Below are 24,292 nucleotides of genomic sequence, written 5' to 3'. Positions count from 1 at the left end.
CGAGGAAAGAAGGATTCAAGACGTTATATAACTGGTTGGAGGATGAGCGTGAACAGCCAGATGCACTAGCGATAAAAGCGGATAGAAAACCGTGGTTGGTAGTTATGCCGTTGGATACATTTTTGAAAATGGTGAAGGAGTAGGTTTATGCTTTTTTCTATTTGCTTCAAGAAGTTTTAAGAGTCTTTGAGACCTGTTGTTTTTATTCATCATCCAGCCCACCATAAGGTAAACGAAACTACATACTAAAATCTTTATAAATCGATAAAAAGCTTTTTATTTCTTGACTAATATCTTCTAGATTCCCATATATATTATCTGCGGCTAAATTAATTTCTTCATTAAAATTATACAGCTGTTCATCTACATAATCGAATCCCTCACAGCAATTATTATGTACCAAATTAGATATAAATGGTTTTATTTTCAATACATTTTCTTCATTTTCATAAATTTCTCCCATAACAGTCCCAGTATAATTTTTACGGGTAATTTTTTATCATACGTTCCTTTTATGTTTTTTAATTTAGATACAATATCAACTAACTTATCATTACTGGATAAAGAAACTTCTATAATTTCAATAGAAGGACTATCAAATGTTTCAATTGTATGATAAGCCCACTCGATTACTTCAGTTTTTGAAAATAAACCAATTTGTAAGCCTATCCTAAAAACCTCAGCTATTATTTTTATATTAACCATATATATAACTCCCTAGATTTTTAGATAATTATACATCACAGTAACCTAAACCTCAAAAAGGTATTGATATTTGGATTAAAACCAAAAACTAAGATAGAAATTCACCTGGAGAATAAATTATACTTTCAGTTGCATAAGAAAAATATTTGTTAAACAAAATAGTATAATTTATAATTTCAAGGACAGGAAATAAGGGAGAGAAATTGAGTTATCTAGTAGAGGAGGTTGTTATATGTATAACTGTAATCAATGTGGAACAGAAATGATTATGCAATTACAAGACAGATATAGAGAATTTTGCCCAAGATGCGAAGGTCTTAAACCAAGTAGCTTAGTATACTATAATTTATATGAATTACTAGATTATATGGAAGCAAACAATTATATGAATAAAGAAAATATGCTACATAACTTTCTAAAATGGGAGTTTGAGTTAACGAAGGGAAATATGTTTAAGTTAGATTTAGATTTAGATAGATATGAAAGCCCTGATGATGAGGATCTTATAAAGCAATTAGAGGTTTATATGAAGGGGATTCGATTAAAATTAAATGTTAAATATGAGGATGACTATATATGGATTAAGGTTAATTAGAGGTGATTCTATATATAATGAGTTTTATTTTAACAACTTCAAAAGCAATGGAAGTAATGAATATGACTCGTTCTAGATTAAATGTATTAGTTAAAAATGGACGGATTATTCCATTGAAGCTGACAAAAAATATGCGTTTATGCTTGAAGTCTGATGCAGAAAAATTAGGAAAAGAATTGGAATAGGAAAAAATATCGTCCATTTGAAAAAGGGATTTATGTTTTTCTAAAATAAAAACCCTTTTATTATCATAAGAGTTTATATTGTACTGTTAGTGGATTTTAAAGTAAGTTCCTAATAAGCTAAGAAATATATTATTTCACATGTACAGGTATATGAATAGAAAAGTTGTAGTTTCAATTGAAAATACAACTTTTAATTTTTCTTTACCTTTAATAGGGAGGCGAATTGAACTAAGGTAGAGATGTTTTAGTTAATTTCCTCTATTTTAGATTTACTTTGAATCAAGGAGGAGTTTGCTAAACTCACTATGTTGTTCAATTCCTTCTCGATTCATACTTGCTTGATAAGATGAAAATCCCTTATACGTTTTTCTTTTCCATTGCCAAAAGCCATTACTTTGATCGAATTCACCATAGTAATGATTGTAATCGAGTTTGTTTCCTGTGTTTTTATTGAAATTATTGCTAATAAAGATGCGGCTATTACTTACATAGATGTGGTTATTGGTAATCACATTGTTTCGAATATCGTAATTCAATTCGATTTGGCCACTCTCTTGATCATTTGTATCATTTTTATAAATAATGTTATTTATAATTGTGTTATTTTCAGCATATCCTTGCTGACTGTCATATCCACCAATTGTAATTCCGCTCATTATATTATTGGATATTGTATTGTATCTAACTGTAATTTGGCTTGCGCTTTTTCCTACGTGTTCGCTTGCTACTTCAATACCCAGGTCGTTTTCATAGCTTTGATTTTGCTCAATGATAATTTCTTTCCCACCATCCACGTATATACCATCAGCTGAATATTCATTATAGCTAGTATTATTGAAAGATGAATTGTGATGGACGATATTGTTACGAACAATTCCATTCCGCGCTTGATCTAAAGCAGCTATTGGAGATACTCCTTCATGTCCAATCAAAACAATTCCGATGTTGTTGTTATCATATACTTTGTTATTGGTAACTTTAAAAGAATCTACATTTCCATTCACAGCAATTGCTTCACTAAGATCTAATTTCAAATTTGCTACTTCGTTATTGTCAATGACAAGATGATGTAAATTATTTTGTGCATGAAATGAAGTACCATAAAAAGCAATAAGGAATAATTTAGATGTTTCATGTGAAAAAGAGTACTAGATTTGATAATATTTTATTTGAATATAAACAGTTACTTAAATATTGATAAGATAAGTTTCCAATCTAATATATGGGGAGTAGAAAAATGAATTATTTTCTTGTATTTCAAAATAAAAGTTATAAGGAAGAGAGGGAGGGAGGATTTCTCTGGGCGCCACAAAAAAATAACAAGGGACAAACATTTCATCACTGGACAGATATGAAAATGATAAGAAAAGGTGACATCATTTTTAATAGTTTTAAAGGAAGGCTAGTATCAATTTTGGTTGCAAAAGAAGATTATAAGGTTCATGATAAGCCAATTGGATTGGAACAGACTGAGCTCTGGGAAAAAGAAGGATGGATTGTAAATGTGGAATACCATGATTTGGAGATTCCTATTATATATAAAGATTTCATAGAAAACATATTAAAGCTACAGGGTGAAAAATACGCTCCATTTAATAAGGTTGGGCGTGGTAATACTGGTTACCTGTTTAGAGTAACTCTAGAACTTGCTGATTATTTATTAACAATAGTTAAAGAAAAAAATAGGGATACTTGGAACAAGCTATCAAACATAGGAAGTAGTGATGAAGAAACTATTCTGGAAGAAATAGAGAAGGATTTGTCGTATGTATTAGATCAAACTGAAAAAGAACAAGTTATAAAATCTAGAATTGGACAATCCATTTTTAAAAAGAATTTGTTGAAGAATGAAGAGAAATGTAAACTATGTGGAGTCTCTGATAAACGTTTTCTAATAGCAAGTCATATTAAGCCTTGGAGCCAATCTAATCATAGGGAAAGGTTAGATTTAAACAATGGACTACTACTTTGTCCTAACCATGATGCTTTATTTGATAAAGGTTATATTAGCTTTGGAGATGACGGGAGAATTTTAATTTCGAACAGTTTAGACGAAACTTTAAAAATCTTCTTGAATATACATGATAAGTTACAGATCCAAATGAATGAAATGCAGCGTCAATATATGAAATGGCATAGAGAGATTGAATTTCAGGCTTAAGTGGCTAAAAAATTGTTAGGAGTAATAAGTTAAAACAAATTAAAGGATCGAGCTACAAAGGTAGTATTTCATGGTTATAATAGGTGCTTTACAAAATATACAGTATATCAACGTAATGAGTATGTAGCTGAGCTAGCTAAAAGACGTGCGCAAGGTATATGGGGGTTATGTGAATAGCATGCTCCTTTCCAAGATAAAAAAGGGAATCCATACTTAGAAGCACATCATGTGAAATGGCTATCAGAGGATGGAGAAGATACGATTTATAATACTGTTGGAGTATGTGCGAATTGTCATCGGAAGCTACATGTTTTAAATCTACATGAAGATGTTGTGAAATTAGAGAAAAAGCTGGCGCGATATAAGCAAAAAGACGAGATATAGAGAGTATATGTATTAAATAAGATGTGAAAGAAGTGATGGTTCATGAAGAAGAAAGTATCGGTTGTTGGTGCGGTCATTTTTAATGAGAAGAATGAAATATTATGTGCATTACGTTCTCCTACAATGTCATTACCGAACTATTGGGAATTTCCAGGTGGAAAAATTAATGAAGGGGAAATGCCGCAAGATGCATTGATACGTGAGATCAAAGAAGAATTAGGATGTTTAATTACTGTTGGTGAAAAAATAGAAGAAGTGGATCATGAGTATGAGAATATTATAGTTCATCTTGCTACTTATAAGGCACACATAGAGTCCGGTATACCTAAAGCGCTTGAGCATGCCGAGTTGATATGGGTTCATGTTAATAATTTATTGGAGTTAAAGTGGGCCCCGGCGGATCTTCCAACCGTGGGAGTTTTATGTTTGAAGTTTAAAAATTAAGGTCTGAAATAAGAAATAATGAGACAGATTTTTATAAGATATAAACTGTTTTGAAAGTAGTTGTATGACTCCGGTGGCTCGGGCTCATGACCTCCACCCTGTCAAGGTGTCACTAAGGATCGTTAGTTTTACGTAAATCAAACCGCAAGTCAACGCTAGTCACGAATGCAGTCATATCAACGTTTGTGGCTGAATAGTTATACGTCCGTCTCGTTTTCTATTATTAATTATAGCGTGTAGCACCGCCACACTGCAAGTCGTTAGGGCGCAATACTGCTGCCTTTTTTGATTAATTTTCATATCGAATTTTGCAGTGTATTATCAGATGTTAATTTAACTGTAAGATGAATGTGAAGCCCAAGTTAATTTAAAGTATCTATTTAATTTTAAATTTCGTATAAATGGATATAATGTAGCGTCTATCTGCTGCTAAGGTGTTTTTAGCGATAATTGCATCTGCGTCGGCAAACCATATAGTTTCAAAATTAAGTAATAAACGTAAAAGAGGTAGTTCTAAGAAAAAGAAATAACCTTTCTACAACCTACCACTTATCGGCGATGGTTACAAATTGGACGGGATGTTAGTAACTCTAATTTTGCAGTATGTAATTATAAAAAGGTTGATATATATATTTGGTGTTTTTTGAAAGTTTTTTATATATATGGAGATTAAATGTTATAATTCTTTCTGCAATTATAATTTTAGGGGGGTTCGAATTGTCCAATTTTAAAAAAGTGTTGTATGGAACAGCTAAATCTATAGGTACACTTATGCTTATACCTTTAGCACTTGTTATCGCTCCAAATCTTCCGTTTATTAAGAATTTAACCATTTCAGAGAAAGAAGAAACGGCTACGAATAGCTACGAACTTGTTAAGGAACAACTTAAAGATTATTCAAAGGAGTATATGCAAGCACATAATAAGGGAGATTTTTCATTAGTTAAGAAATTTTATGATGAGGGAACTACTCCATATGTATCTACAAAAGATTACATAAAGCGTTATACTAAGGAATTCAAAGTAGAGCTTTATGATATTACACTTAAAGAAGCGCCTGAAAGAATAGGGAATTCTAGTACATATAACGTTAAGACCGATATGGAGTATCGATATGATGCTAAAGGGAAGAAAATAAAGGAAGTGGTAACAAATAGAATATTTCAAGTTACCCTTACTTCCAATAATCAATTAATCTTTAATAAGAAAAACTCAGGTGGTCAATCAGTTTGTTATGATTTAGAAAAGTCAACTGGTCAAAATAAGATAGATTGTGATGTAATTAATTAAAAACAATATTGAATACATATTCTAAAAATGGAGTTTTATAGAGAGTATTGGGCGTTATGAGATGGAAAACGGCGACTTTTGAAAAAATAGATACGTATAATTCATTTGTTGAGAAAGTTATAAATACATTTAAGGCACAAAACTTAAATGGCGAAGCACTTATAAATTGTATTAAAGTACATAATAAGAATTTTTTAAAAGAAATACCACTAAGTGAAGATAGACATGCGTGAGGTTAACCCTACAAGTGATAAGGAATTGGAAGTGCCAGTTATATCTGATTTTTGGATTATTCCTCTTAAAGCTAATTGCATGTACTCAGATTTATTATTTTTATATTTAGATAATTTATGTCGTTTAGGCTTATTAAAGATAAATTATAACCCTTTAATATATATTCAATCAGATTATAGTGAGTTAGAGGATTATAAGCGAGTTAAAGAACAGAAACAGCATTTTTATAAGCACGTTAAAAAAGAATTCTAATATAAAGGTAATGGGATTCAATACTGGATATGGGGAAGTAAAAATTACTGACTTTGATATACAATTTTGTGAGGCATGTATATGAGGATGAGAGATAAATATTTTCTAAGTAAGGGAGAGGAGTTGCATTCGTGCAGCTCTTTTTTTTGTGCACTTTTTTTGATTTCTCCGTTACAAAAACGAATTAGGGTCGGATTTAATATTGTGCAAGGCAACTTGATAAACGATTGGAGGTGGATATTCGATGGCCACAGCGACAACAGTTAAAATTGTACGGGCGTTTCTAGACATTAATCAGTCAGAATTAGCAAAACGAATGGGCGTTAGCGCAAGTTTAGTTTCTGCAATTGAGAAAAGGAGCAAACGAATCACATCCAATTTCATCAAACGATTTAAGCGAGCTGTTGGTATAAATGATTCCGTTTTAATGGATATCGTATGTCTACAGAGTAAGTTAGGGGAATAAGAGACGCTACTTCTCCTTTTTAAACGTTAATTAAGTGTTAGAAATCTACTAAGTCATTGATAGAAAGGGAATTGAGATGAGTAAACAATGTAAGAGGAAGTTAACAGAGGAGCAAATACAACAGGTTCGCGAGTTATACGCAACAGGCGAATGGTCACAGGAGCAATTAGCCGGGAAGGTTGGTGTATCCAAAGATACAATCGGCAAATACGTGAAGGGAGTTGAAAAACGAAAAACTATGAAAAATGCGTATATCCACCATGCGCACGGTACTACGTCCATTTATATTGAAAGTCTTGATCGCATTCTTGAGATGCGTATTAGTACGGAAGACTTTCTTATCCTGGAAAACCGTGGTTATAACATTTGTATTCATTATGACAAGGGTAGTCGTACTTTTTACGCTCGTAGTAATGGTAAGTATGTACATCGGTTACTGAAAGGTGAACCTGAGGGAATGGAAGTCCACCATATAGACGGAAACGGATTGAATAATATCCGAGAAAACTTGGAAGTGCTGACACGCAGTGAACATAGGTGTAAGAAGCGTTCTAAAGAACCAATTGTCGGAGATCCAAGTAAGGGTGTGAAAGTTCATCTTCTGACTAAAGCGGAGAGGAATAAGAAATTGCACGACAGATATTTTTGGTTTCGGCTTGAGGTTAATGGAGTACATTACGGCACGTTTGATTACGACGTCAAGCTAAATTTGCACGCTAAGATTGCTGACATGGTGGTAAACGGGAAATGTACGGATGAACAGATTTATGATGTATTTTTACCACGTGGACGTAATGAACAGCATGTGACAGCTGTTATCAAGGAAGTGCGAATATTTTTCCGTACATCTAATCCATATAAAAAGAAAAAGAAATCGCTCAAGAAAGCAGTGGCACTAAAGAATTAATGAACGGGCGATTTTCCGTTGTCATTTACAGAGATTAAACGGAGAGCCGTCTATAGTGTTTTCTTCAGAAGTTCATATCTATAGTTACGATTAATGCCGTTATATATGTTATTACGTTCTTAATATACGCGTATCATTGGTTCGTATTACTAAGTTTTAAAAGAGTATTATCCCCGTCCTATACATATATTTATTCGTAATTTCGTAGATAACTGACACACTTTTTGATAAAAAATTAAAAATATTTTTGTAGGAGAGCAGAAATCATGTTACTAACATTAGAAGATTTAACTGTAGAACAAGAACAGCTATCATTTACGGAACATAAACAACTGAAGCTATTGGAACGAAACCCACAAAAGGCAGAATACATCTTAAGGATTGAGAAGTTATGGGAAGAATTTGCTATGGAGTTTAATCAAGAAGCACGAGAGCAACGATTAGAAAGGTTACTAGAAGAATTACGCTTTACCATTCAAACGAAAGCAGAGGCGCTAGCAAAGAAATGGATAAACAAAAAGATTTCAGCCGAAGACCTTGAGCATGAATTTTGGATTACGGCTTGGACGCTCTGCATAGAAAAATATAATCACTATCAAGATTTCTATTTATACGAGACACTATTGCTAGCGTTGGAGCGTAAGAGCATTGATGTTATACGGAAATACACAAAGACAAAAAAACAAGCAATAAACGCGGATTCTTTACCGTTATTAAGTAAAGCTAATAATTTGTACCCTAGCGATGAAGATATTGAGAAGCAGGCTACTGATAGAATATTGGTTCAGCAGATACTACATGATGAATTAGTAAGTGTGCAGGAACGGAAGATTTTAGAAATTATATATAAGAATCCGAATCTTGGTTATAGGAAAATTAGCGATATACTCGGCATTCATATGGAGCAGGTAAGAAGGAGTTTAGGTCGGATCAAGAGGAAGCTGAAGCGCTATGAGTATTGTTTCAATTAACTTGGTGCAACTCGTCTGAAAACGTCACTTTCAAAAATATCGAGGAGTACATTCGATTGTTAATTTACATTTAAAAATCTAGGTGTACCAAGGGTTCTGCTAATCAAGTCGAACTAATTGTAAAGGGAAAACACTTAACAGTATGACATCGACCATAAAGTGGGTGTTGACGAAAAAGCTGGTTCTGATTGGTAAAGACAAATAATTAGCATAGATGAGTAGCGGTGACTAAATGAACTTATGTACACAAGCAGAAAGAACAACCAAACCACCGAAAGTCCATGAACCGTTCGGCTTGTGAACGATATAGGAAGAAAAGCGACTTGAAAACGGATAGAAACCGCACCACAACGGGAACGAACGCTACCGCCACCCTAGCACAAGAGCCGACCGACACCGCAAAAGCGCTACGCCTGGTGTATGACGCATGTTCACGCCAAAAATCTCGAACGTCGACGGCGACTGCGTCTGGTACCATGGGTGCCACCCCAGCTGCAAACGGCCGATCAATGCAATAACGTATGCCGCAAAAAAAATTAAAAATTTTTACGAAAAACTTCGCTAACGAAAAAAGGGTATTTAAAAAACTTTAGACATATAGGTGTACACTCGGAAAAGAAGTACGGGTGAATACGTTAAGCGAGGTATTTACATATGAAATTTTTAAAAATTAAGAAGACGAAAGACGGATGGGAAATCAGTGTTTGGGGAGTCGCAACTGTCGTGTTATCGGTGTTTATTGGGGTAACGGTAATGAATCATCCGGAATATTTAGTCGACACGGTCGTACATCTGAAAGGTTTGCTGAAGTAGTAGTCGTACCACTCGTCGGTTGGCGGCCAGGACGCCGGGCACGTCTTCTGACGAGTTTCTTCCTAAAGCTATATAAGAGAGACTTAGCGGAAGTACTTGTAAACATGGGAAAGTGTATAGGCTTACTATGCAAGATAGTCCGTTGTTTTATGATTAGCTATCCAAAGTAGATGAAATGTAATATTTTAACGCTATCTATGTCGAAATCTCCGTAGTAAAATCTTCCCTTGAGGAGGTGAAGACCATGGAGAAAGTGAATTTGAAAAATCAATATGAAATATATCATGAGTTACAGCTAGTTGTCGTCAAGGCATTCAGCAGAAATGGCGAAATTGATGTATTTTGTGATTTAGAATATTTTCAGGAAAAAGTAGTTCATTTAGAAAAAATCAGGTATGGCAAATGGAGTGGAAGATATGTAGTAATAGCTGTATGCCAAGATGGAAAAGAGAAACAACTACATCGGTTATTAATGGAAGCTAGTGACCTTGAAGAAGTTATATTTTTCAATGATGATGTTACTGATTTGCGTGCAATAAACTTTCGGAAACTCTCAAAAGGTAAAGCAGTTGGATTTGAAAATGAAAAAAAACAGATAGCTAGAGGTATTAAGTCGATTCAAGAACTGTTCGAGGGTTTAAAAAAGAAAGAAGATAGAGATGCACCAACATCCCTACCTTTAAGTCCTAACCTCGACTTTTCACAAAGCATGATTGGAGATCACTATGTCGTTTATCTGGACAATAAACGATTTGATTTGAATCTAAGTGAAGTAGAGGCAAAACAGTTAGCATACATTTTCTCGCTCTTAAAGTAATTATAAGATAGCGTAAATCTGCGTCAAGGACGTTATTTTACGCATCCTAAGTCGGCGTTTAATACGTCGGCTTTTTTTAAAATTAGTCGATATATATACGATGTCATAGTGTATTGTAATAATGAACATGGTCGTTAAGATGCACTATATATCCACGGCACACTCAGATGACGTCTAACGTAATATTTTGCGTTCCTTATTCAACTTTCCAATCACAGCATTCAACGGTGAAAACTTATCATGCTGATTAATTAAAGCCTGTTTCGATAAATGTGTATACCGCATCACCATACGCAAATCAGCATGACCGAGTAACATCTGCAAATGACGTATATCTCCGCCGGCTTCTAAAAACATCGTAGCGCCAGTATGTCGGAATAAGTGGGGATGTACGTTCTTCGTAATGCCAGTCTCTTTCGCATACTTCTTCAGTCGTTTCCGAAAATGATTACGATCCATCTGTTCTCCATAGTTCGTAACAAAGACGTAATCCGTTTCAAACTCTTCGTTCTCTTTTATCAAATCTTTCAGTAAGCTTGCAGTCGTATTCTTAATCGGGACAATACGTGCTTTACGACTTTTGGAAACAGTTGCACGAACTGTAATAACTTTGGTAGAGAAATCAATATCATTGTTGGTAAGCGATAGTGCTTCGCTAATACGCAAAAATGTGTCTAATAAAAGATTCATAATAACGTAATCTCGAAAATCGCTATAGCTTCGTTTATTTGGAGCATCAAGTAAACGTCGTAATTCATCCACTGTAAGCACGACAATTTCTTCTTGCGGTTCATTTACGTCTTTCACTTGCTTCATTGGGTTATTCTCAAGCAACTCCTCATCAACAAAGAAACGGAACATCACCCGTAATGTTTTCAGCCGTGTATTAATAGTGGAAGGGGAGAGACCAACCTTTTTACAATTATTTGGCTTGTAGTTATGGTCCTCGAACTGTATCTTCTCGTTCTTCATAAATACTACGTAATTACGGATCACATCAGTTGTAATTGTATCGATATTCCTGTTAAGACCTTTGTGGTCGAGAAAATACGTAAAGTATCGGAAATTTTCTTTATACTGATGCAAAGTACGTTCAGCGCGTCCTTCAGCAACCTTAGCGTGGTAAAATTTCTCGAACAAATCGTCAATCGTTGGTGTAGTAAATGTTCGTGAATCCTTCTTTATACGTTTCCCTTTACGTTTTGAAACTGTTCCTTCATTATTAGATGCCATACAAAAAACGCCTCCTATTTCGTTTTTGAAAACGAGATGAGAGACGTATAACTGTCCGTCTTAGCTGACCGCCACCCTGTGCCAAGTCAGCGTTAAGTCAACGGAAAATAAAAAACCGCATCAAACGTTAATTTGGCGCAGCTTACGACCAATGTATGACCCCGGAGAGGCTCGAACTCACGACCTCCACCCTGTCAAGACAATTTTCTTAACAGATGAAAGAAAGGGAGTCAATAAACTTATATGTATTAAGGCTCTCAAGTTATTATTCTCATTGAGAACTACTTCAATTAGAGTTTCTTACGGAAAATACTAAAGGAGTTATATCCATTGGTCAAGTCCTTTTTGCAACAACCTCCACAGAAATACTTTTGAGTAGGTACTCTCAAGTGTAGATGAAGACGAAAAGCTGGTCTCAATAATGTTTAGTGCAGGTCAAAACAGAGGAGGTAGGTACTAAATAGCTTACACTCCCCTCGATGGACTCATTTTTGAGTAAGGTGCAAACAGACCTATATCTATATAGCTCGCTTCCTCGGCAAACAAAAAAAAGAGGAGTAGCCGACTAGTTAGCTGTCTCCTTGTAGTTTCCTTTTATTAATCTCCTTATAGAGTTTCCCTTGTGAGATGCCAACTTGACTAACGATGTCCTTAATGGAGTAATCCCCAGAGTCGTACATCTGTAAAGCCACCCTTATTTTGTCATTATCGAGTTGAGGTCTACCTAGTTTAACTCCTCGTTTCTTTGCGCTTGCCAGTCCTTCTTTTGTTCGTTCTGCTATTAAGTCCCTTTCGAGTTGGCTAATTACTGCCATCATAGAGAACATAGCCTTACCAGTGGGCGTTGAAGTGTCCATATTCTCCTTTAGTGATACAAAAGTAACACCCATATTGTTTAACTCCTCAACAGTTGTAAGGATATCAAGAGTGTTTCTTCCTAGTCTGCTAATGGATTCTACAATAACGGTATCGCCTTCACGTACTGTATCAATGAGTTGGTTCAATCCTGCTCGGTCTTTCTTAGTTCCTGTATACTTCTCTTGGATTAATCTATCATAGCCATTCTTATTGAGTGCTTCCAACTGTCTATCAAGTAACTGCTCATCTGTTGAAACCCTAGCATAAGCGATTCTCATTAGGTTTCCTCCTTGTTATATTTATTGTACCTTTAATGTAACATGAGAGGATAATAAGTGTAAAGGTTTTATGTAATAATTTGTGTAACAACTTTATGTAACATGCAAAAGGCTTAACAATAAGGTTTGCTTCCTCAGTTGAATGATTACACTTATTTATCGTTTTATGTAACTTGGAGTTGGCGATTGAGTGAACTTATTCATTGGTATTGGCTGAGCAGGGAAACGAGAAGAGGGCTGACTCTATAGACCCCCTCAATTTTATGACCATAGGGGGTACTCTCAGACACGATAAGTGACATTTGTAGAAACTATGAGAATGAAAAAATTTTTTTAACCAAAAGTTTGACTAAAAAAGCTTCTGCCTCTGTAGTTCACTAATGAGTCGATATCTCAACGCTTTTGACGGTTAGTACTGGCTTTTAGTCATCTACCTCCATTGCAAATGAGACCAGCTCTGTAGCATATTTGGAGTTATGCTTCCTCAGTAAATGAAGTAGGATTACTTGTAGTTAAAACTAATTGGTTTCATCTCATAAGGCTATTGAGGTTTAAGGTATTTTAAAACAAAACTAATTGAGGTGATACTAAGAGTTAATACTTTAAGTTAAGCTTCCTCAGTAATTGAATTAGGTGATACTAAGAGTTAAAACTATTTGTCCTTCTCAAGGGTTATTTGTAATTAATTATTTACTTGAGATGAGTACTAGTAGTTAAAGCTATTTAGATAACCTATTAGTTAAACCTATTTAGATTTTAAGGTATTAAAATATTTAAAGACCTATATGAGTAGGACAAAGTAGTTATTCTAAGTAGTTAAGCTATTAGTTATAGCTCTTTAGTCTTTAAGATTTTAATTATTTAAATTTCTATATTGAGATAGCCAAATTAGTTAAGCTATTAGTTATAACTCTTTAGTCTTTTAAGTTATTAACGAGATAGTATAACTCTTTGGTTCGTCTTTTAGTCAAATTCTTAGCTTTTAGCTCTTTAGTCAATACTCTGAGTGATAAGCTGGCTTGATGCCCTCACTACTAGCTTAAAGCTATATATACCAAGGGTTGACGCTAAAAAGAGACACTTTACAAAATCCCAGGGTGTCAAAATATGAGGTTTTTGAATATAAGTAAAAACTAACAATATGGTAACTGTAAGTTAATAATGTTCGTATTTGTAAATATGTGGTTAAGCGAGCCAGCCAAACTAAAAAACTTTAAATATTTTTTCTTACAGTTTCTCACAAAATAGCTCGAGCCCTTGGTATGACTGTATATTCAACTTTCTGAATAATAAACACAAGTCTGTTATATATAAGTGTAGGGCAAAAAAGTAAACACTTTGTTCATATGTACTATGAAGGGACTTTTAAGAAGTTGCTAGCTCGGTCAACTAAGTTGAAAGATGCAATGGAGCTTTCCTCAAAGTTCTAGCTTTCTCTTGAGCCTTCTCAGCTTGAGAGTAAGCGCCTCGTTACCATCTCTTAGGGTAGTAACAAATTAGTTGACTGTTTACTGGTGTTAACGGTTAGCTCTCCATGAAAATTTACTTTTGTGTTAGCCCCTCTTACTCGTAGGGCTTTTCTTTTTGGTTAAAAATTAACACTAATGTTAAGTGAAGGAGGTATATGAAAATGACAAAAAAGTTTTATGTTGATGTTGGAGCTATTTGTAATAACTACAAGATAAGTCAAAGAGAGCTAGCTGAACGAGCTGGAATAAAAGAGCCTTCACTGTCTCGGATTAAAAGAACTAAAACAATTAGCTTAGTTGTATTAAACAAACTAGCTGTAGCGCTTAATGAAAGAGATGTTTCAAAACTTATATCAGTTAACCATGAGGAAGCTGGCTTATAAGTTCAAACTTAAAAATGATATGAGGAGGTAAAGCTATGAATGACAAAATTTGGAGTGATTATTTAGCTTGGAGAAGCGAACGGGGCTTAACAGGGCTTTCAACTGAGGAAGAATACAATGAGTTCATGAACAGCCACACTGAGGAAGAAACTGAAAAGTTAACTAAGCAAGAAGCAAACGACCTAGAAATTATCTTCAAAGACGTTCTAGCTACTCCGAAAGAACAAGCTACATTTGATGTTATGAAAGATAAGCTGACAGGTGGCTTTGAGGCTACTTACACAGAACTAGCTGAGCTTGCTGGTGTTTCTGAGAGAACAGCTAAGAGACATATTGAAGCGCTGGCTCACAAGGGATATTTAACAGCTACACGCACTCAAAAGGCTAACCGTTACAACTGGGGAGTAGATATAAAGACGAAAGAACAGATTGTTATATATCCAGTAGCTTTTACTCAGTGGGATGAGTTCTTTGAGGAAGTAAAAGAGCGCTTAGGTCTTATTGAGATAGATACACGCTCAATAGCTATTCACACAAAGTACGACTATGTAGAGGCTGACGAACAGCTAAGACTACAAGTAAACAAGTCTATTAAAAACTTTTGGTTTACTGGCGATGAATTAAGCGAGACAGCCTACAAAGAGTTTGATTTTATGAATTATGAACTTATGTTTACGATTTACAGTAACTTTGAGGAAGCAACTAACAAGGCTATAGAGATAGAAAACTTTAAATAACAAATGGAGGCAAGGCAAAATGAGGAAGCACAAAGTAAAAGAAAACAGAGTAGGTACACTAAGCTTGGTTGATGAGTTGACAAGCGCAGAGTTACAACGAGAGTGTTCTGAATGTAGAGAGTTAAAGCTTGCGGAGGACTTTCAGAAGTACTCAAGCGGTCACCTTAGAGCGCAATGCAGAGAATGCTACACAAAGATACAACGAGAGGTTAACCAAAAGTACCGACTCACTAGAAAGATTAAGAATGTCAATGACAGAGCAATTGAGAAAGGACTTGAAGGAACATTCACAGTTGAGGAGTACAACGAGCTAGTAAACTTTGCAGATGGAAAATGCATGTTAAGTGGTAAAGTGTTGACCCTAGAGACAACTCAGCTAGACCACGTAGTTGCTTTAAATAAATTAGTAGTTGGCTCGGTAGCTAGTAACATCTGGCTTGTTGATAAGAAGGTGAATGAGAAGAAATGGATTTACAGTTTAAAGGACTATTTAACAAGTGAGCATGGAGCTAGTGTGGTTGACAAAGAGAGGGTTACTTGAGAGCATGAACTACTTAGCTAACAAAACAGGTATTACAACTGAGGAGTATGTAAGCTTGTTAATTGAATCTGAGAATATAGCACGGGTTAGCAAAACCTTTTTCAATAATTGAGGTAGAAACTCACGGATTTACCCACTATTAAAATTAACAGATTTAAGTAAATTGAGCAAGACCTATTTTGAGAGTGCTGTTGAGCCTCTCAGCAAGCTTTCGCTACAAAGGTGGCTTATAGCGCAGAAGCTCATTGAGTGGAGCTAGGAGGCTTGCTGGTAGGCTGACCAGCATTCTCGAAAAGGGAAGCTAAACAAAACTAATTGGAGAGTGATTTTATTATGAAAAACTTATTAGGTGGATTCTTTAAAAAAGGTAATGAAACTAAATTGGAAAAGCTACAAGGCGAACAAAGTAAGTTAAACGAGTCGGTTGGTAAGCTACAAGCCAAGCAAACAAGAATACAGAACGCTTTACAACTTGCAGAGGTAGACCATGAGCTTGAGAACTCAACAGCTACACAGAAACGAGTTAACAAGTATATTCAAGCAATTGAGGAAGTAACAAAAGAGACTGCAAACCTACAAGAACAACTGAATGCTATCGCTGAGGATATTGCAAAGGTAACAGCTGAGGAAGAACAACTCAGAATTGAGAATCTGGCTCAACAAGATGCTATAAGCTACGAGGATAGTCGTAGAGGCTATAAAGCTAAAGAGTTGATGGAAAGTGTTGACAATGAGATTAACAGTCTCACAGGTAACGGTGGAGCTGGTAACCCAACTAGTCTAATTAGAGATATTGATAATAGAACCGGTAAGAGTAGAGAGTTTGGCTATACACAAGGAAGTAGCTTCCAGCCTTCTCATTACCAAGAAAGTCCTGCTCATGTGGAAGCTTGGGAGAAAGTAACTAAAGAAGCTGACGCAAAGCTTGACGCTGACTATGCTGAATTGCTTGAAGCTGTAGAGAAGTATTTTGGTAAGAAGTTAATCTAATTAGTTGGCTACTAGGGGTCTTCCCCTAGTTTGGCTAACCCATTTAACAACTAAATACTAAAACGAGGTGGCTTACTTATGAGCAGAAAGGAGACGAGAGAACAACTATTCAAAGAGAAGCTTGCAAGAATGAAGCTTGAGGGAGAAATAAGAGCTCTTGAGTATAGGATTAAGTACAAAGAGTTAGCTCAGAAGATGGAACAAGCAGAAAGAAGGATTGAGATGTTTCAAGAGAAGATAACTAAGGAGGCGTTTGCTAATGACTCACACTGAGAAGACGTACTTTGCAATGCTAGCGATTTACCACAAAGCTTCTGAAAGTGGAACTCCAAAGCAATTATCTAAGGTGTTACTTGCTTTAGAGGACTTTGAGAGACGCTACTACAATACGAATGGCTTTGGAGCACTAATGAATCTAATGGACTCAGCTCAGCAAAGAGGGCTATACGTTCACTAATTAGGAACAAACAAAAAGGAGGGAGGGAATGGAATATGTCTCTATTCAGATTGTGCTAATGGAAGATGAAGGCTACACAGTCGAGGTTTATAAGGCATTTGACTATGGAAGGGAACTCAAGGAAACGAGCGAGCACGCCACTGAGGGAGAAGCTATAAAAGCTTACCAACTCAAACATGCTCACTACCTTGGTGAGGATAGTCCCTATTGGATTAAGCCTCCCAATATTCCAATTAATTTAAATTTATTAAACTAAAGGAGGTTGATACTTATGACAAGACCATTCAAGCAAAGTGATGAATTTAAGAGATTAGCTGATGGGGTAGCAACTGCTAAAGCTAATAACGATGAGGACGCACTCAAAGAACTAAGGAAGGAGCTCAGAAAAGAGCCCTCCATCTGTGGAGCTGTACAGGGTAACGGAAAGATTTGCATGAGGAAGCCATACGTACGAGAAGATGGAACTACTTTAGGTCGTTGCCATATACACGGAGGCAAGTCTATTAGTCAAACAACTGAGGAAGGGAGGAGAAGAAGCTTGGCAAATTTAAACCCAAAAGCTAACTTGATTCATGGAATATACTCTAAGGAGTTCAAAGATATGCTGACTCAAGAGGAGACGGAGCTTTATAACTCGCTAATGGATTACTACTTAGACAACTATGAGAACGACCCTTTTAACATGGCACTCGTAGACAGATACGCTCTCAATATGATTAAGGTTGCACGTATGGACTCTAAGTCATTCTTGAAGGATTCACAGAGCTACAATGACCCAGAAACTAAGTTGATTCGCTACATTGAGACTCTTGGCTTAAACAACAAGTTCAGACAATCTAAAGAGAACTCTAAGAATAAAAGTGAAGACGTAAACTTAAACGTTCTGTTTGACATGGGAGACGGAAACTAAGAGGTTAACCAGCTCGCAATTAATCTGAGGAGGGAGAACTGTATGAGTCTTAAAGAATTAGGTATAGAAAGTTTTAATATCTTTGATGTTGGAGCAAATACGATTATCTGCTTGTCTACAACTGAGGGGAAACCAATAGTAAAAGAACGAGCTAGCATTATCTTTCAACAGCTCAGCAGTTCCAATCCTAAGGAGCTAAGTCACAGAGAAAGAGTCATTCTGTTGAACGACAAGGATAGAACTGATTATTCACTTGTTAGATTGAATTAAGAGAGCTCACAGCTTATTAGTTGTGGCTCTCTTTTTTATACAAAATTACTAATCATAGGGTATTATTGAATTAGAATATTTGAGGGGAGAAAAAAGATGGGAACTAATAAGTCTGGTTATATAGCTTTCAGTGGATTTTTAGAAGAACTTAATGCATACATAAAAGCAAATAAAGAGGTTAGACAAACAATCGAAGATGTAAATCAGACGTATAAAGAGGTTGGTGACCTCAGCAGACAAATAAATGAAGCGATAAGTGAAGCTACAAAAGAGCTTACCTCACAGTTAAGTGATATAGACTGGGTTGGAGTTATGAAGACTTGGAGGGAGTCTGCTGAGAAGATTGGAGAAAGAGGTTGGACATTTCCATTAAGTATGACTCCTCGTGAAGTGGTTGAGCTTTATGAGGTTGAGGATATAGATGCAGAGATGGAAGAATACTTTAGTCATAATAATGGACATGAATATATGAGAATGAAAAGAGATGTGCTCGACCATAAAATTATTGAGAGTTGGAAAGATTTATTAGAACAATGCTTTAACAGCTACGAGAATGGAAACTATTTAGTAGCTATTCCAAACCTATTCATTATTGTTGAGGGAATAGCACGTATGCTTATATCTCAAAAATTCGAGAAGCACCAAAAAGCTTACCGCAGACCAAAGGTTTATACACAATTTAAAGTAGTACGGGAGGAAGTTCCGACTGATAGACTCTATTTAGTTGCATATGTGTCTGTATTAGGTTTCTTAAATGAAGTATTTAAGAATGGGAATTTTGACGAGAACTCAACTCGCTATCCAATCATAAATAGAGACTGGGTACTTCATGGTAAAGATACTCCGAGTAATTGGAAAAAGGTAGATGCTTTAAGGTTATTTAATGCTATCTACTCGCTTACTGCTGTGGACTTCTTACTTGAAAAACCAAAAGAGCAACTAACAGAAGCATGAGTATTTCTATCTTGTGCTTCTTTTTTTTATGAGGTGGCACTCAATCGAGAAATTAATAAGGTCTACCTCATTGTTTACCACATAAGAGCTTGCCATTACAAGAAAACAACGTGCCAGATGCTATACCAGCATCAATGCCACCCTAGAAGTAACATCGAGCATATGCCAGATTGAGCTAGCTCAAGGGATTAAGAGCTTAAATGAGAATGCTAGATTAAGTGAACTATTACTTACAGTAATAACTAATGTGTGGCGCTACAAAGTTACACTTCTAGCCAATTCCACAAGTTCCCCTTGTTGTATCTTCTCTGTTCAACTGAAAACATTTTAGCGAGAGCGCCAAACAAATAGCCCTTGAAGTCTTTTCTAATACGTTTCATCTTCTTAGCGAATACAGATTGCTTAAATGCTTGTATGGCTATCTCAGTGGAATCTAACAGGTCTGGAGCGTATTTCCCTTGAGCCAGCAAGACTTTGCCCCACAGAGAATAAACCTCTTTAGCTGAGCCAATAAAAGGTTTAACTGCACTAATAAACTCAATAGGAACATGTGAGTTGTCCAAATAAGATACATCGAGCTCGTTACGTTTATTTATTTCTCGAAGATTAGCTTTAGGAATAATTGTTTTGTTCTCCTCAGTTTGCCTCTCAGCCTCCTCTGGAGTAGGACTCTCAGCTTCTTGGCAAGATGACAGCTTGAGGTGACACTCAAAGGGATTAATCACACAAATGAACGCTCCATAGCCTCCAGATTTAGCCCTCTTTTGTTCAATACGAGTAATGATACCCAACTCGCTTAAACGCTTTAAAGCACGCTGTACAGTGCGCTTAGAGTAGCCTGCTGAGTCTGCTAATGTTTGGTTTTTCATGTAGCTTACACCTACAAATTTACAGCTATATTGAGACAGCTTAATAAGGATAACTCGCTCGCTATCCTTGAGGTTGTACTCCTTGAGTGCTTTATCAATTGTGTTGTCCATCTCAGTGACAGACTTAAAGCTTTCGTATTTTCTGAGTTCCTTCATTATATAGTCCTCCATCTTTATAGAAGGAACACCCCTTGAGCTAGTACCAATGAGCATGATACAATAGCAAACAAGGAAGCTCCTTCGACTCCTTTGAGTCCTTTGAGTTTTTCTTCGAGAGAGAGCCCTGTCTGGTCGCCAAACTAAGAGCAGGGGTCTCTTTTTATTTGTTTTAAATTTCAAGTGAATTAAGTGGATTAAACTTATCGTTTTGCTCTCTCAAGGCAGTTCCCCAAAGAGCAAGATACCTTTCAGTCATTCTCAAACTGCTATGTCTTAGCATTCTTTGGAGAGTGAAAACGTCCATTCCAGCCATTAAGCAACGATGAGCAAAGGTATGACGGAAAGTATGAGCTGATAAGCGAACATCATTAAAGTTCATTACCTGTTTGAGTCGCTTAAACATGAGCTTGATACTATTAGGGCTCATCTGTTTTCCTTCTCGTGTGGTAAATACGTACTCTGGAAGTTTTCCAATCTCACGTTCAATGAACACTTTGTACTCGCAAAGCTCCTTTACAAGCTTGTCTGTGAGAGGGACAGTTTGTTGCTTTCGAGCTTTACCGAATAGGGTTACTGTTTGGTTTATTAAGTCCAACTCACTCCAACGAACGTTAATAAGCTCACCAAGCCTTGAGCCAGTTCCTAAAAGGAAAACAATAATGGTATGGTCTCTGTAGGCGTATAAGCTCTTATCTCTTGTTTTAAGCCTCCTATAGTAACTCAGCATTTGCTTGATATGGTAATCTTGAAAGACTTCAATTTTTATATCCTCTTTAGCCAGCTTCATTTTACGAATAGGGTTTTCTTTCTCAGTGATAATGTCCTCATGTTGTAAATAGTTAAAGAAAATCTTTAGGTGATGAAGCTTTGTGTTTCTTGTTACTACGTTGTTTTTTCTTGTTCGTTGGCAATACATGAGATAGCCCTTAACAGTTGCTTCTCTGATGTCTCTTGTGTCAATGAGTTCACGCTCAGAGCAGAACGCTTGGAACTCATGCATGGTAGCCATATAAGATTGAATTGTACGAGGAGACAGATTAGCGAACTCCTTTTCCTCCTTGAAATCCTTCATAGCAAACTTAAGTAGCATTTTCTTTTCAGTCCTTTCTCAGTTTTATGGAAACAAAAAAGAGGACTACCTCTGAGCCAGCTGATTAGCCGACTAGAAGTAGTCCTCTGTTAACTTGTGGTGTCTGATGGAGACCTCCACAGTTTTAGCTTTTGAGAATGTCCTCTCAAGCCTTGATACTATTGAGTTTTATGATCCCGGAGAGGCTCGAACTCACGACCTCCACCCTGTCAAGGTAGTGCTCGCCCTGATGAGCTACGGGGTTCAAACTAACGTTGATGCATCAACATCCCCGGAAGTTATGTTAAATTAATTATACAGAAATGAATAAAAGCTTACATAAGTTTTTAATTGTATTATTTAAGCGTCAGCAAAGAATTGAAGTGCAAATCCAAAATAATATAAGAACAACATTCATAAAAATGTGCTCGTTAAATCACTAAGTTCCTATACATATACTATATATAGTGTCTAAGTTTAATGTAGGGAGCTCATAATGTGAACTCCCTACATTAAAAATAAACGGTGGTCACATTACGACTATCCTCGAAGGTCCATAATACTATTACAAACCTTCTTTTTATATCAACGCAATTATCAATGATATTATCTAAAATACAATCATAAATAATGGAGCTCAGTCATGAGCTATCGTCCCGTCACCGTCATTGAAGCTGTGTAAATTGTATCTACAGAACCATCGGCATTTGTAACTTCTTTTATAACTAGTTCTACCAAATCTTGATCGAGTTTGCTAATTTTAGTTTTCAATCTACTTATATGCACGGACATAGTATTTTGAAAATCTATATAAGGTGGATGAGGGAAGACAGGGATAGTGGGTTCGATCGTAACAATATTTTGTAACTTACTTTGATCTGGTATCTTTGTATTAATCCTGACAACTAAAGTGGTATTATTTTGTATTTTACTAAGTATTAAACAGGGGACTAATTTATTATTAGTTAATTCTCCTTGAATTTCTAACAGGTAAATATCGCCAAGCTTCAAAATGTATTCACACTCTTATAATTTAAATTTCTTTAAATGATATAATACAAATATCTTACCATTAGCAGAAATAGTTGATATTGTTAAAATTAGAGAAGATATTAAAGAATTATGGGAGCCATTAAGATTAGAGTATAAAAATGTAGAAATGTGAGCAGCGTATCAAATTTTTAAAAAATAAAATATAATACCTCAATCTCTACAAGGGAGTGAATATTGTATGGAAAATAATTTGATTTTTTAATATTAATAATTTACAAGTGCCTTTTAGATTGTTATATTAGATTTAAGCTGAAAGATTTGGCTAATGGGAATATTGGATAAACATGAAATAAGTGGATATCACAGTAGGGTGAACATTGTAAATTAAAAAAGTTCGTTAAATTACGTACTAGCTATGCAAGGGCATGAGCCTAGGGATTCCTATAAATAGGTATTCTAAGTAATTTATGAACTGGAGGAGTTTAAATGTTTGTTTTTCTGTTAATCCATCTAATTTCTATGTTTGCTTTAATTCCATTAAAAAAGCTATATCCGAAGGTTGCTCTCATTCTATCAGAGATTCTTGAACTAGGACAGTTTGAGGTGAATATGTTTTATTTTGGGTTGACTGCACTTTATTATTATAGTGTCTATCAGTGGGCTTCAAACTTTTTGGGTCATTAAAAAACATAGTATGGGGGGAGGCGTAGTTAATAACTACGTCTTTTTTATTAGTCTTAATTAGTAATCTGTTTTTGACTAAAAATAATTATTCTTTTCGAGAACTTAGATAATGAGTAGCTATTATGAAGGGGTTAGAATAAGGGAACCGTCTAATAAAAATTTTAGAGTATTTTTATTAGACGAAACTGTAATTAAATAAAGTGTAAAATAAGTCGATAGTGAGATAGGTGAAAATGTAATAATTACTAGGAGTGAGATTAATTGAGACAATATTGTAACAAATGCAAACAGTTAACTAATCATCTGGTGATTTATGAATATAACAGAGAATATACACCAGAAAACACTCCACAAATGCAGATCGAGTATGCTAAGGAAGCATGGAAAATTATTGAATGCAGTGGGTGTGAGGAAGTATCCTTTTCTGAGACTTGGGTAACAAGTGAGGATATAGATTATGAAACTGGAAGTCTCTATGAGCAGGTCAAATCATATCCAGAATGTCAGGAGAATACTTTAAGTTATCAAGAATTTAAATTTCTGCCTTTAAAGGTAAAGCAGATTTATTTTGAAGCGATTGATACTTTTAATAAAGAGCTATATTTTTCTAGTATGGCATGTCTTAGGGCGATTATTGAAGCTGTTTGTTCTAATGTGGGTATAAATAAAGGGAGTATTGAACAAAAAATAAATAAGTTATTTGAAGAGGGGTTTCTTACAAAACAGCATGCTAATATCTTGCATGAACCTAGATTAATGGGTAACAAAGCATTACATGATCTACAAATACCTACAAAAGAAGAATTAGTAATCGTTATTAAAATTATAGAGCATACCTTGGAAAATATATATGAAATTCGAAGCAAATGTGATGAGTTGAAATTCCTTATCGAGAGAAGGATGACATAAAAGGGATAGCATTTAAGTAAATAAACCTTAGATTATAGATAAGCTATAGAGATAAAATTGTTTAGCTTAAAAGAAAGAATCAGGTATCTGAGCAGAAGGATGGCTGGTCATAACGTAATATTGTTAGTTTTGTGATGCGGTGAAACGTATAATAAATAAATGAGTTTTTGTTATAAATACTGAATATACCCTTTTGAAGAAACTAAAGTATGAACTATAAACTGAATAATTAGGTAAATAAAAAGGCACAATAAGTTGTCCAAGGGGTGCGCTGTTCCTTTTGTAATCAAATTATAGTTTTAAAG

Annotated in this window: 29 protein-coding genes, 1 tRNA gene and 3 pseudogenes; 25 read left to right on the top strand and 8 right to left on the bottom strand. The window is 35.3% G+C overall.

The window, feature by feature from the left end:
- Positions 1-238: 238 nt before the first annotated feature.
- Positions 239-705, bottom strand: a pseudogene (locus tag ABH957_RS15610) (hypothetical protein).
- Between the two features lie 232 nt (positions 706-937).
- Between ABH957_RS15610 and ABH957_RS15605 the strand changes: the two are divergent.
- Both ABH957_RS15605 and ABH957_RS15600 read left to right on the top strand, forming a co-directional pair.
- Positions 938-1,300: a hypothetical protein gene (locus ABH957_RS15605; RefSeq protein ID WP_404511650.1), complete on the top strand. Its 363-nt coding sequence runs from the start codon at positions 938-940 to the stop codon at positions 1,298-1,300.
- A 17-nt stretch (positions 1,301-1,317) separates the two neighbouring features.
- Positions 1,318-1,485, top strand: coding sequence for a hypothetical protein (locus ABH957_RS15600; protein WP_404511648.1), 168 nt, complete (start codon positions 1,318-1,320; stop codon positions 1,483-1,485).
- A gap of 269 nt (positions 1,486-1,754) precedes the next feature.
- Here ABH957_RS15600 and ABH957_RS15595 read toward each other — a convergent pair.
- Positions 1,755-2,597: pseudogene (locus ABH957_RS15595) on the bottom strand (right-handed parallel beta-helix repeat-containing protein); the annotation flags it as partial.
- A gap of 239 nt (positions 2,598-2,836) precedes the next feature.
- Here ABH957_RS15595 and ABH957_RS15590 point away from each other — a divergent pair.
- The 11 genes and pseudogenes from ABH957_RS15590 (at position 2,837) to ABH957_RS15540 (ending at position 10,224) form a co-directional block, all read left to right on the top strand.
- Positions 2,837-3,646 (top strand): HNH endonuclease, encoded by an 810-nt coding sequence (locus tag ABH957_RS15590; RefSeq protein ID WP_404511790.1) that lies wholly within the window; start codon positions 2,837-2,839, stop codon positions 3,644-3,646.
- Positions 3,647-3,856: 210 nt separating this feature from the next.
- Positions 3,857-4,030: pseudogene (locus tag ABH957_RS15585) on the top strand (HNH endonuclease); the annotation flags it as partial.
- A gap of 42 nt (positions 4,031-4,072) precedes the next feature.
- Positions 4,073-4,474 carry a (deoxy)nucleoside triphosphate pyrophosphohydrolase gene (locus tag ABH957_RS15580; protein WP_404511647.1) on the top strand — a complete coding sequence of 134 codons (402 nt, stop codon included), beginning with the start codon at positions 4,073-4,075 and terminating at the stop codon, positions 4,472-4,474.
- 717 nt (positions 4,475-5,191) lie between these two features.
- Positions 5,192-5,764, top strand: a complete 573-nt coding sequence (locus ABH957_RS15575) for a TcaA NTF2-like domain-containing protein (RefSeq protein ID WP_215551984.1) — start codon at positions 5,192-5,194, stop codon at positions 5,762-5,764.
- A gap of 56 nt (positions 5,765-5,820) precedes the next feature.
- On the top strand, positions 5,821-5,997 hold the full coding sequence (locus tag ABH957_RS15570; RefSeq protein WP_404511803.1) for a hypothetical protein: 177 nt from the start codon (positions 5,821-5,823) through the stop codon (positions 5,995-5,997).
- Complete coding sequence (locus tag ABH957_RS15565; RefSeq protein ID WP_404511644.1) at positions 5,990-6,250, top strand: Abi-alpha family protein; 261 nt, start codon at positions 5,990-5,992, stop codon at positions 6,248-6,250. Before ABH957_RS15570 ends, ABH957_RS15565 begins: the two co-directional genes overlap by 8 nt.
- Positions 6,251-6,494: 244 nt before the next feature.
- A complete protein-coding gene (locus ABH957_RS15560) occupies positions 6,495-6,716 on the top strand; it encodes a helix-turn-helix domain-containing protein (RefSeq protein WP_404511642.1) in 222 nt (73 codons plus the stop codon).
- A gap of 76 nt (positions 6,717-6,792) precedes the next feature.
- The gene (locus tag ABH957_RS15555) at positions 6,793-7,623 is read left to right on the top strand and encodes an HNH endonuclease (RefSeq protein ID WP_404511640.1); all 831 of its coding nucleotides are present in this window, start codon (positions 6,793-6,795) and stop codon (positions 7,621-7,623) included.
- 266 nt (positions 7,624-7,889) lie between these two features.
- Positions 7,890-8,594 carry a sigma-70 RNA polymerase sigma factor region 4 domain-containing protein gene (locus ABH957_RS15550; protein ID WP_404511638.1) on the top strand — a complete coding sequence of 235 codons (705 nt, stop codon included), beginning with the start codon at positions 7,890-7,892 and terminating at the stop codon, positions 8,592-8,594.
- Between the two features lie 689 nt (positions 8,595-9,283).
- Positions 9,284-9,577 carry a hypothetical protein gene (locus tag ABH957_RS15545; protein ID WP_404511636.1) on the top strand — a complete coding sequence of 98 codons (294 nt, stop codon included), beginning with the start codon at positions 9,284-9,286 and terminating at the stop codon, positions 9,575-9,577.
- A 74-nt stretch (positions 9,578-9,651) separates the two neighbouring features.
- The gene (locus ABH957_RS15540) at positions 9,652-10,224 is read left to right on the top strand and encodes a hypothetical protein (protein ID WP_404511634.1); all 573 of its coding nucleotides are present in this window, start codon (positions 9,652-9,654) and stop codon (positions 10,222-10,224) included.
- Between the two features lie 174 nt (positions 10,225-10,398).
- Here the strand turns inward: ABH957_RS15540 and ABH957_RS15535 are convergent, their stop codons facing one another.
- Positions 10,399-11,457, bottom strand: a complete 1,059-nt coding sequence (locus ABH957_RS15535; protein ID WP_404511632.1) for a tyrosine-type recombinase/integrase — start codon at positions 11,455-11,457, stop codon at positions 10,399-10,401.
- Between the two features lie 569 nt (positions 11,458-12,026).
- Positions 12,027-12,593, bottom strand: coding sequence for a recombinase family protein (locus ABH957_RS15530; RefSeq protein WP_404511630.1), 567 nt, complete (start codon positions 12,591-12,593; stop codon positions 12,027-12,029).
- Positions 12,594-14,223: 1,630 nt separating this feature from the next.
- Here ABH957_RS15530 and ABH957_RS15525 point away from each other — a divergent pair.
- From ABH957_RS15525 to ABH957_RS15480, 10 genes are all read left to right on the top strand, one after another.
- A complete protein-coding gene (locus ABH957_RS15525) occupies positions 14,224-14,445 on the top strand; it encodes a helix-turn-helix domain-containing protein (RefSeq protein ID WP_158081093.1) in 222 nt (73 codons plus the stop codon).
- A 35-nt stretch (positions 14,446-14,480) separates the two neighbouring features.
- Entirely contained in the window at positions 14,481-15,182 is a 702-nt protein-coding gene (locus ABH957_RS15520; RefSeq protein ID WP_404511627.1) for a LexA family transcriptional regulator, read from the top strand.
- 19 nt (positions 15,183-15,201) lie between these two features.
- Positions 15,202-15,723 (top strand): hypothetical protein, encoded by a 522-nt coding sequence (locus ABH957_RS15515; RefSeq protein ID WP_404511625.1) that lies wholly within the window; start codon positions 15,202-15,204, stop codon positions 15,721-15,723.
- Between the two features lie 333 nt (positions 15,724-16,056).
- Complete coding sequence (locus ABH957_RS15510; RefSeq protein WP_404511623.1) at positions 16,057-16,713, top strand: hypothetical protein; 657 nt, start codon at positions 16,057-16,059, stop codon at positions 16,711-16,713.
- A gap of 78 nt (positions 16,714-16,791) precedes the next feature.
- On the top strand, positions 16,792-16,986 hold the full coding sequence (locus ABH957_RS15505; protein ID WP_078213999.1) for a hypothetical protein: 195 nt from the start codon (positions 16,792-16,794) through the stop codon (positions 16,984-16,986).
- Positions 16,973-17,170, top strand: coding sequence for a hypothetical protein (locus tag ABH957_RS15500; protein ID WP_078213998.1), 198 nt, complete (start codon positions 16,973-16,975; stop codon positions 17,168-17,170). Before ABH957_RS15505 ends, ABH957_RS15500 begins: the two co-directional genes overlap by 14 nt.
- A 28-nt stretch (positions 17,171-17,198) precedes the next feature.
- Positions 17,199-17,426, top strand: a complete 228-nt coding sequence (locus ABH957_RS15495) for a hypothetical protein (RefSeq protein WP_404511620.1) — start codon at positions 17,199-17,201, stop codon at positions 17,424-17,426.
- Between the two features lie 15 nt (positions 17,427-17,441).
- A complete protein-coding gene (locus ABH957_RS15490) occupies positions 17,442-18,080 on the top strand; it encodes an HGGxSTG domain-containing protein (protein WP_404511618.1) in 639 nt (212 codons plus the stop codon).
- A gap of 42 nt (positions 18,081-18,122) precedes the next feature.
- Entirely contained in the window at positions 18,123-18,350 is a 228-nt protein-coding gene (locus ABH957_RS15485) for a hypothetical protein (RefSeq protein ID WP_098016197.1), read from the top strand.
- Between the two features lie 96 nt (positions 18,351-18,446).
- A complete protein-coding gene (locus ABH957_RS15480; protein ID WP_098016198.1) occupies positions 18,447-19,304 on the top strand; it encodes a hypothetical protein in 858 nt (285 codons plus the stop codon).
- 263 nt (positions 19,305-19,567) lie between these two features.
- Here the strand turns inward: ABH957_RS15480 and ABH957_RS15475 are convergent, their stop codons facing one another.
- The 4 genes from ABH957_RS15475 to ABH957_RS15460 form a co-directional block, all read right to left on the bottom strand.
- The gene (locus ABH957_RS15475) at positions 19,568-20,329 is read right to left on the bottom strand and encodes a helix-turn-helix domain-containing protein (RefSeq protein WP_404511615.1); all 762 of its coding nucleotides are present in this window, start codon (positions 20,327-20,329) and stop codon (positions 19,568-19,570) included.
- 172 nt (positions 20,330-20,501) lie between these two features.
- Complete coding sequence (locus ABH957_RS15470; RefSeq protein ID WP_404511613.1) at positions 20,502-21,422, bottom strand: tyrosine-type recombinase/integrase; 921 nt, start codon at positions 21,420-21,422, stop codon at positions 20,502-20,504.
- 170 nt (positions 21,423-21,592) lie between these two features.
- A tRNA-Val gene (locus tag ABH957_RS15465) sits at positions 21,593-21,668 on the bottom strand.
- Between the two features lie 381 nt (positions 21,669-22,049).
- Positions 22,050-22,412 (bottom strand): type II toxin-antitoxin system PemK/MazF family toxin, encoded by a 363-nt coding sequence (locus tag ABH957_RS15460; RefSeq protein WP_404511611.1) that lies wholly within the window; start codon positions 22,410-22,412, stop codon positions 22,050-22,052.
- Positions 22,413-22,880: 468 nt separating this feature from the next.
- Between ABH957_RS15460 and ABH957_RS15455 the strand changes: the two genes are divergently transcribed.
- Together ABH957_RS15455 and ABH957_RS15450 are read left to right on the top strand one after the other, a co-directional pair.
- Positions 22,881-23,078, top strand: a complete 198-nt coding sequence (locus ABH957_RS15455; protein WP_098817675.1) for a hypothetical protein — start codon at positions 22,881-22,883, stop codon at positions 23,076-23,078.
- Positions 23,079-23,339: 261 nt separating this feature from the next.
- Entirely contained in the window at positions 23,340-23,987 is a 648-nt protein-coding gene (locus tag ABH957_RS15450; RefSeq protein ID WP_404511609.1) for a DUF4145 domain-containing protein, read from the top strand.
- The last annotated feature ends 305 nt before the right edge of the window (positions 23,988-24,292 follow it).

It is taken from the genome of Bacillus sp. RC242 (assembly GCF_044908245.1).
GTDB classification, from domain to species: Bacteria; Bacillota; Bacilli; order Bacillales; family Bacillaceae_G; genus Bacillus_A; species Bacillus_A mycoides.
The sequence above is the reverse complement of the archived record's forward strand: the minus strand, read 5'-3'. Positions and strand labels throughout refer to the sequence as shown.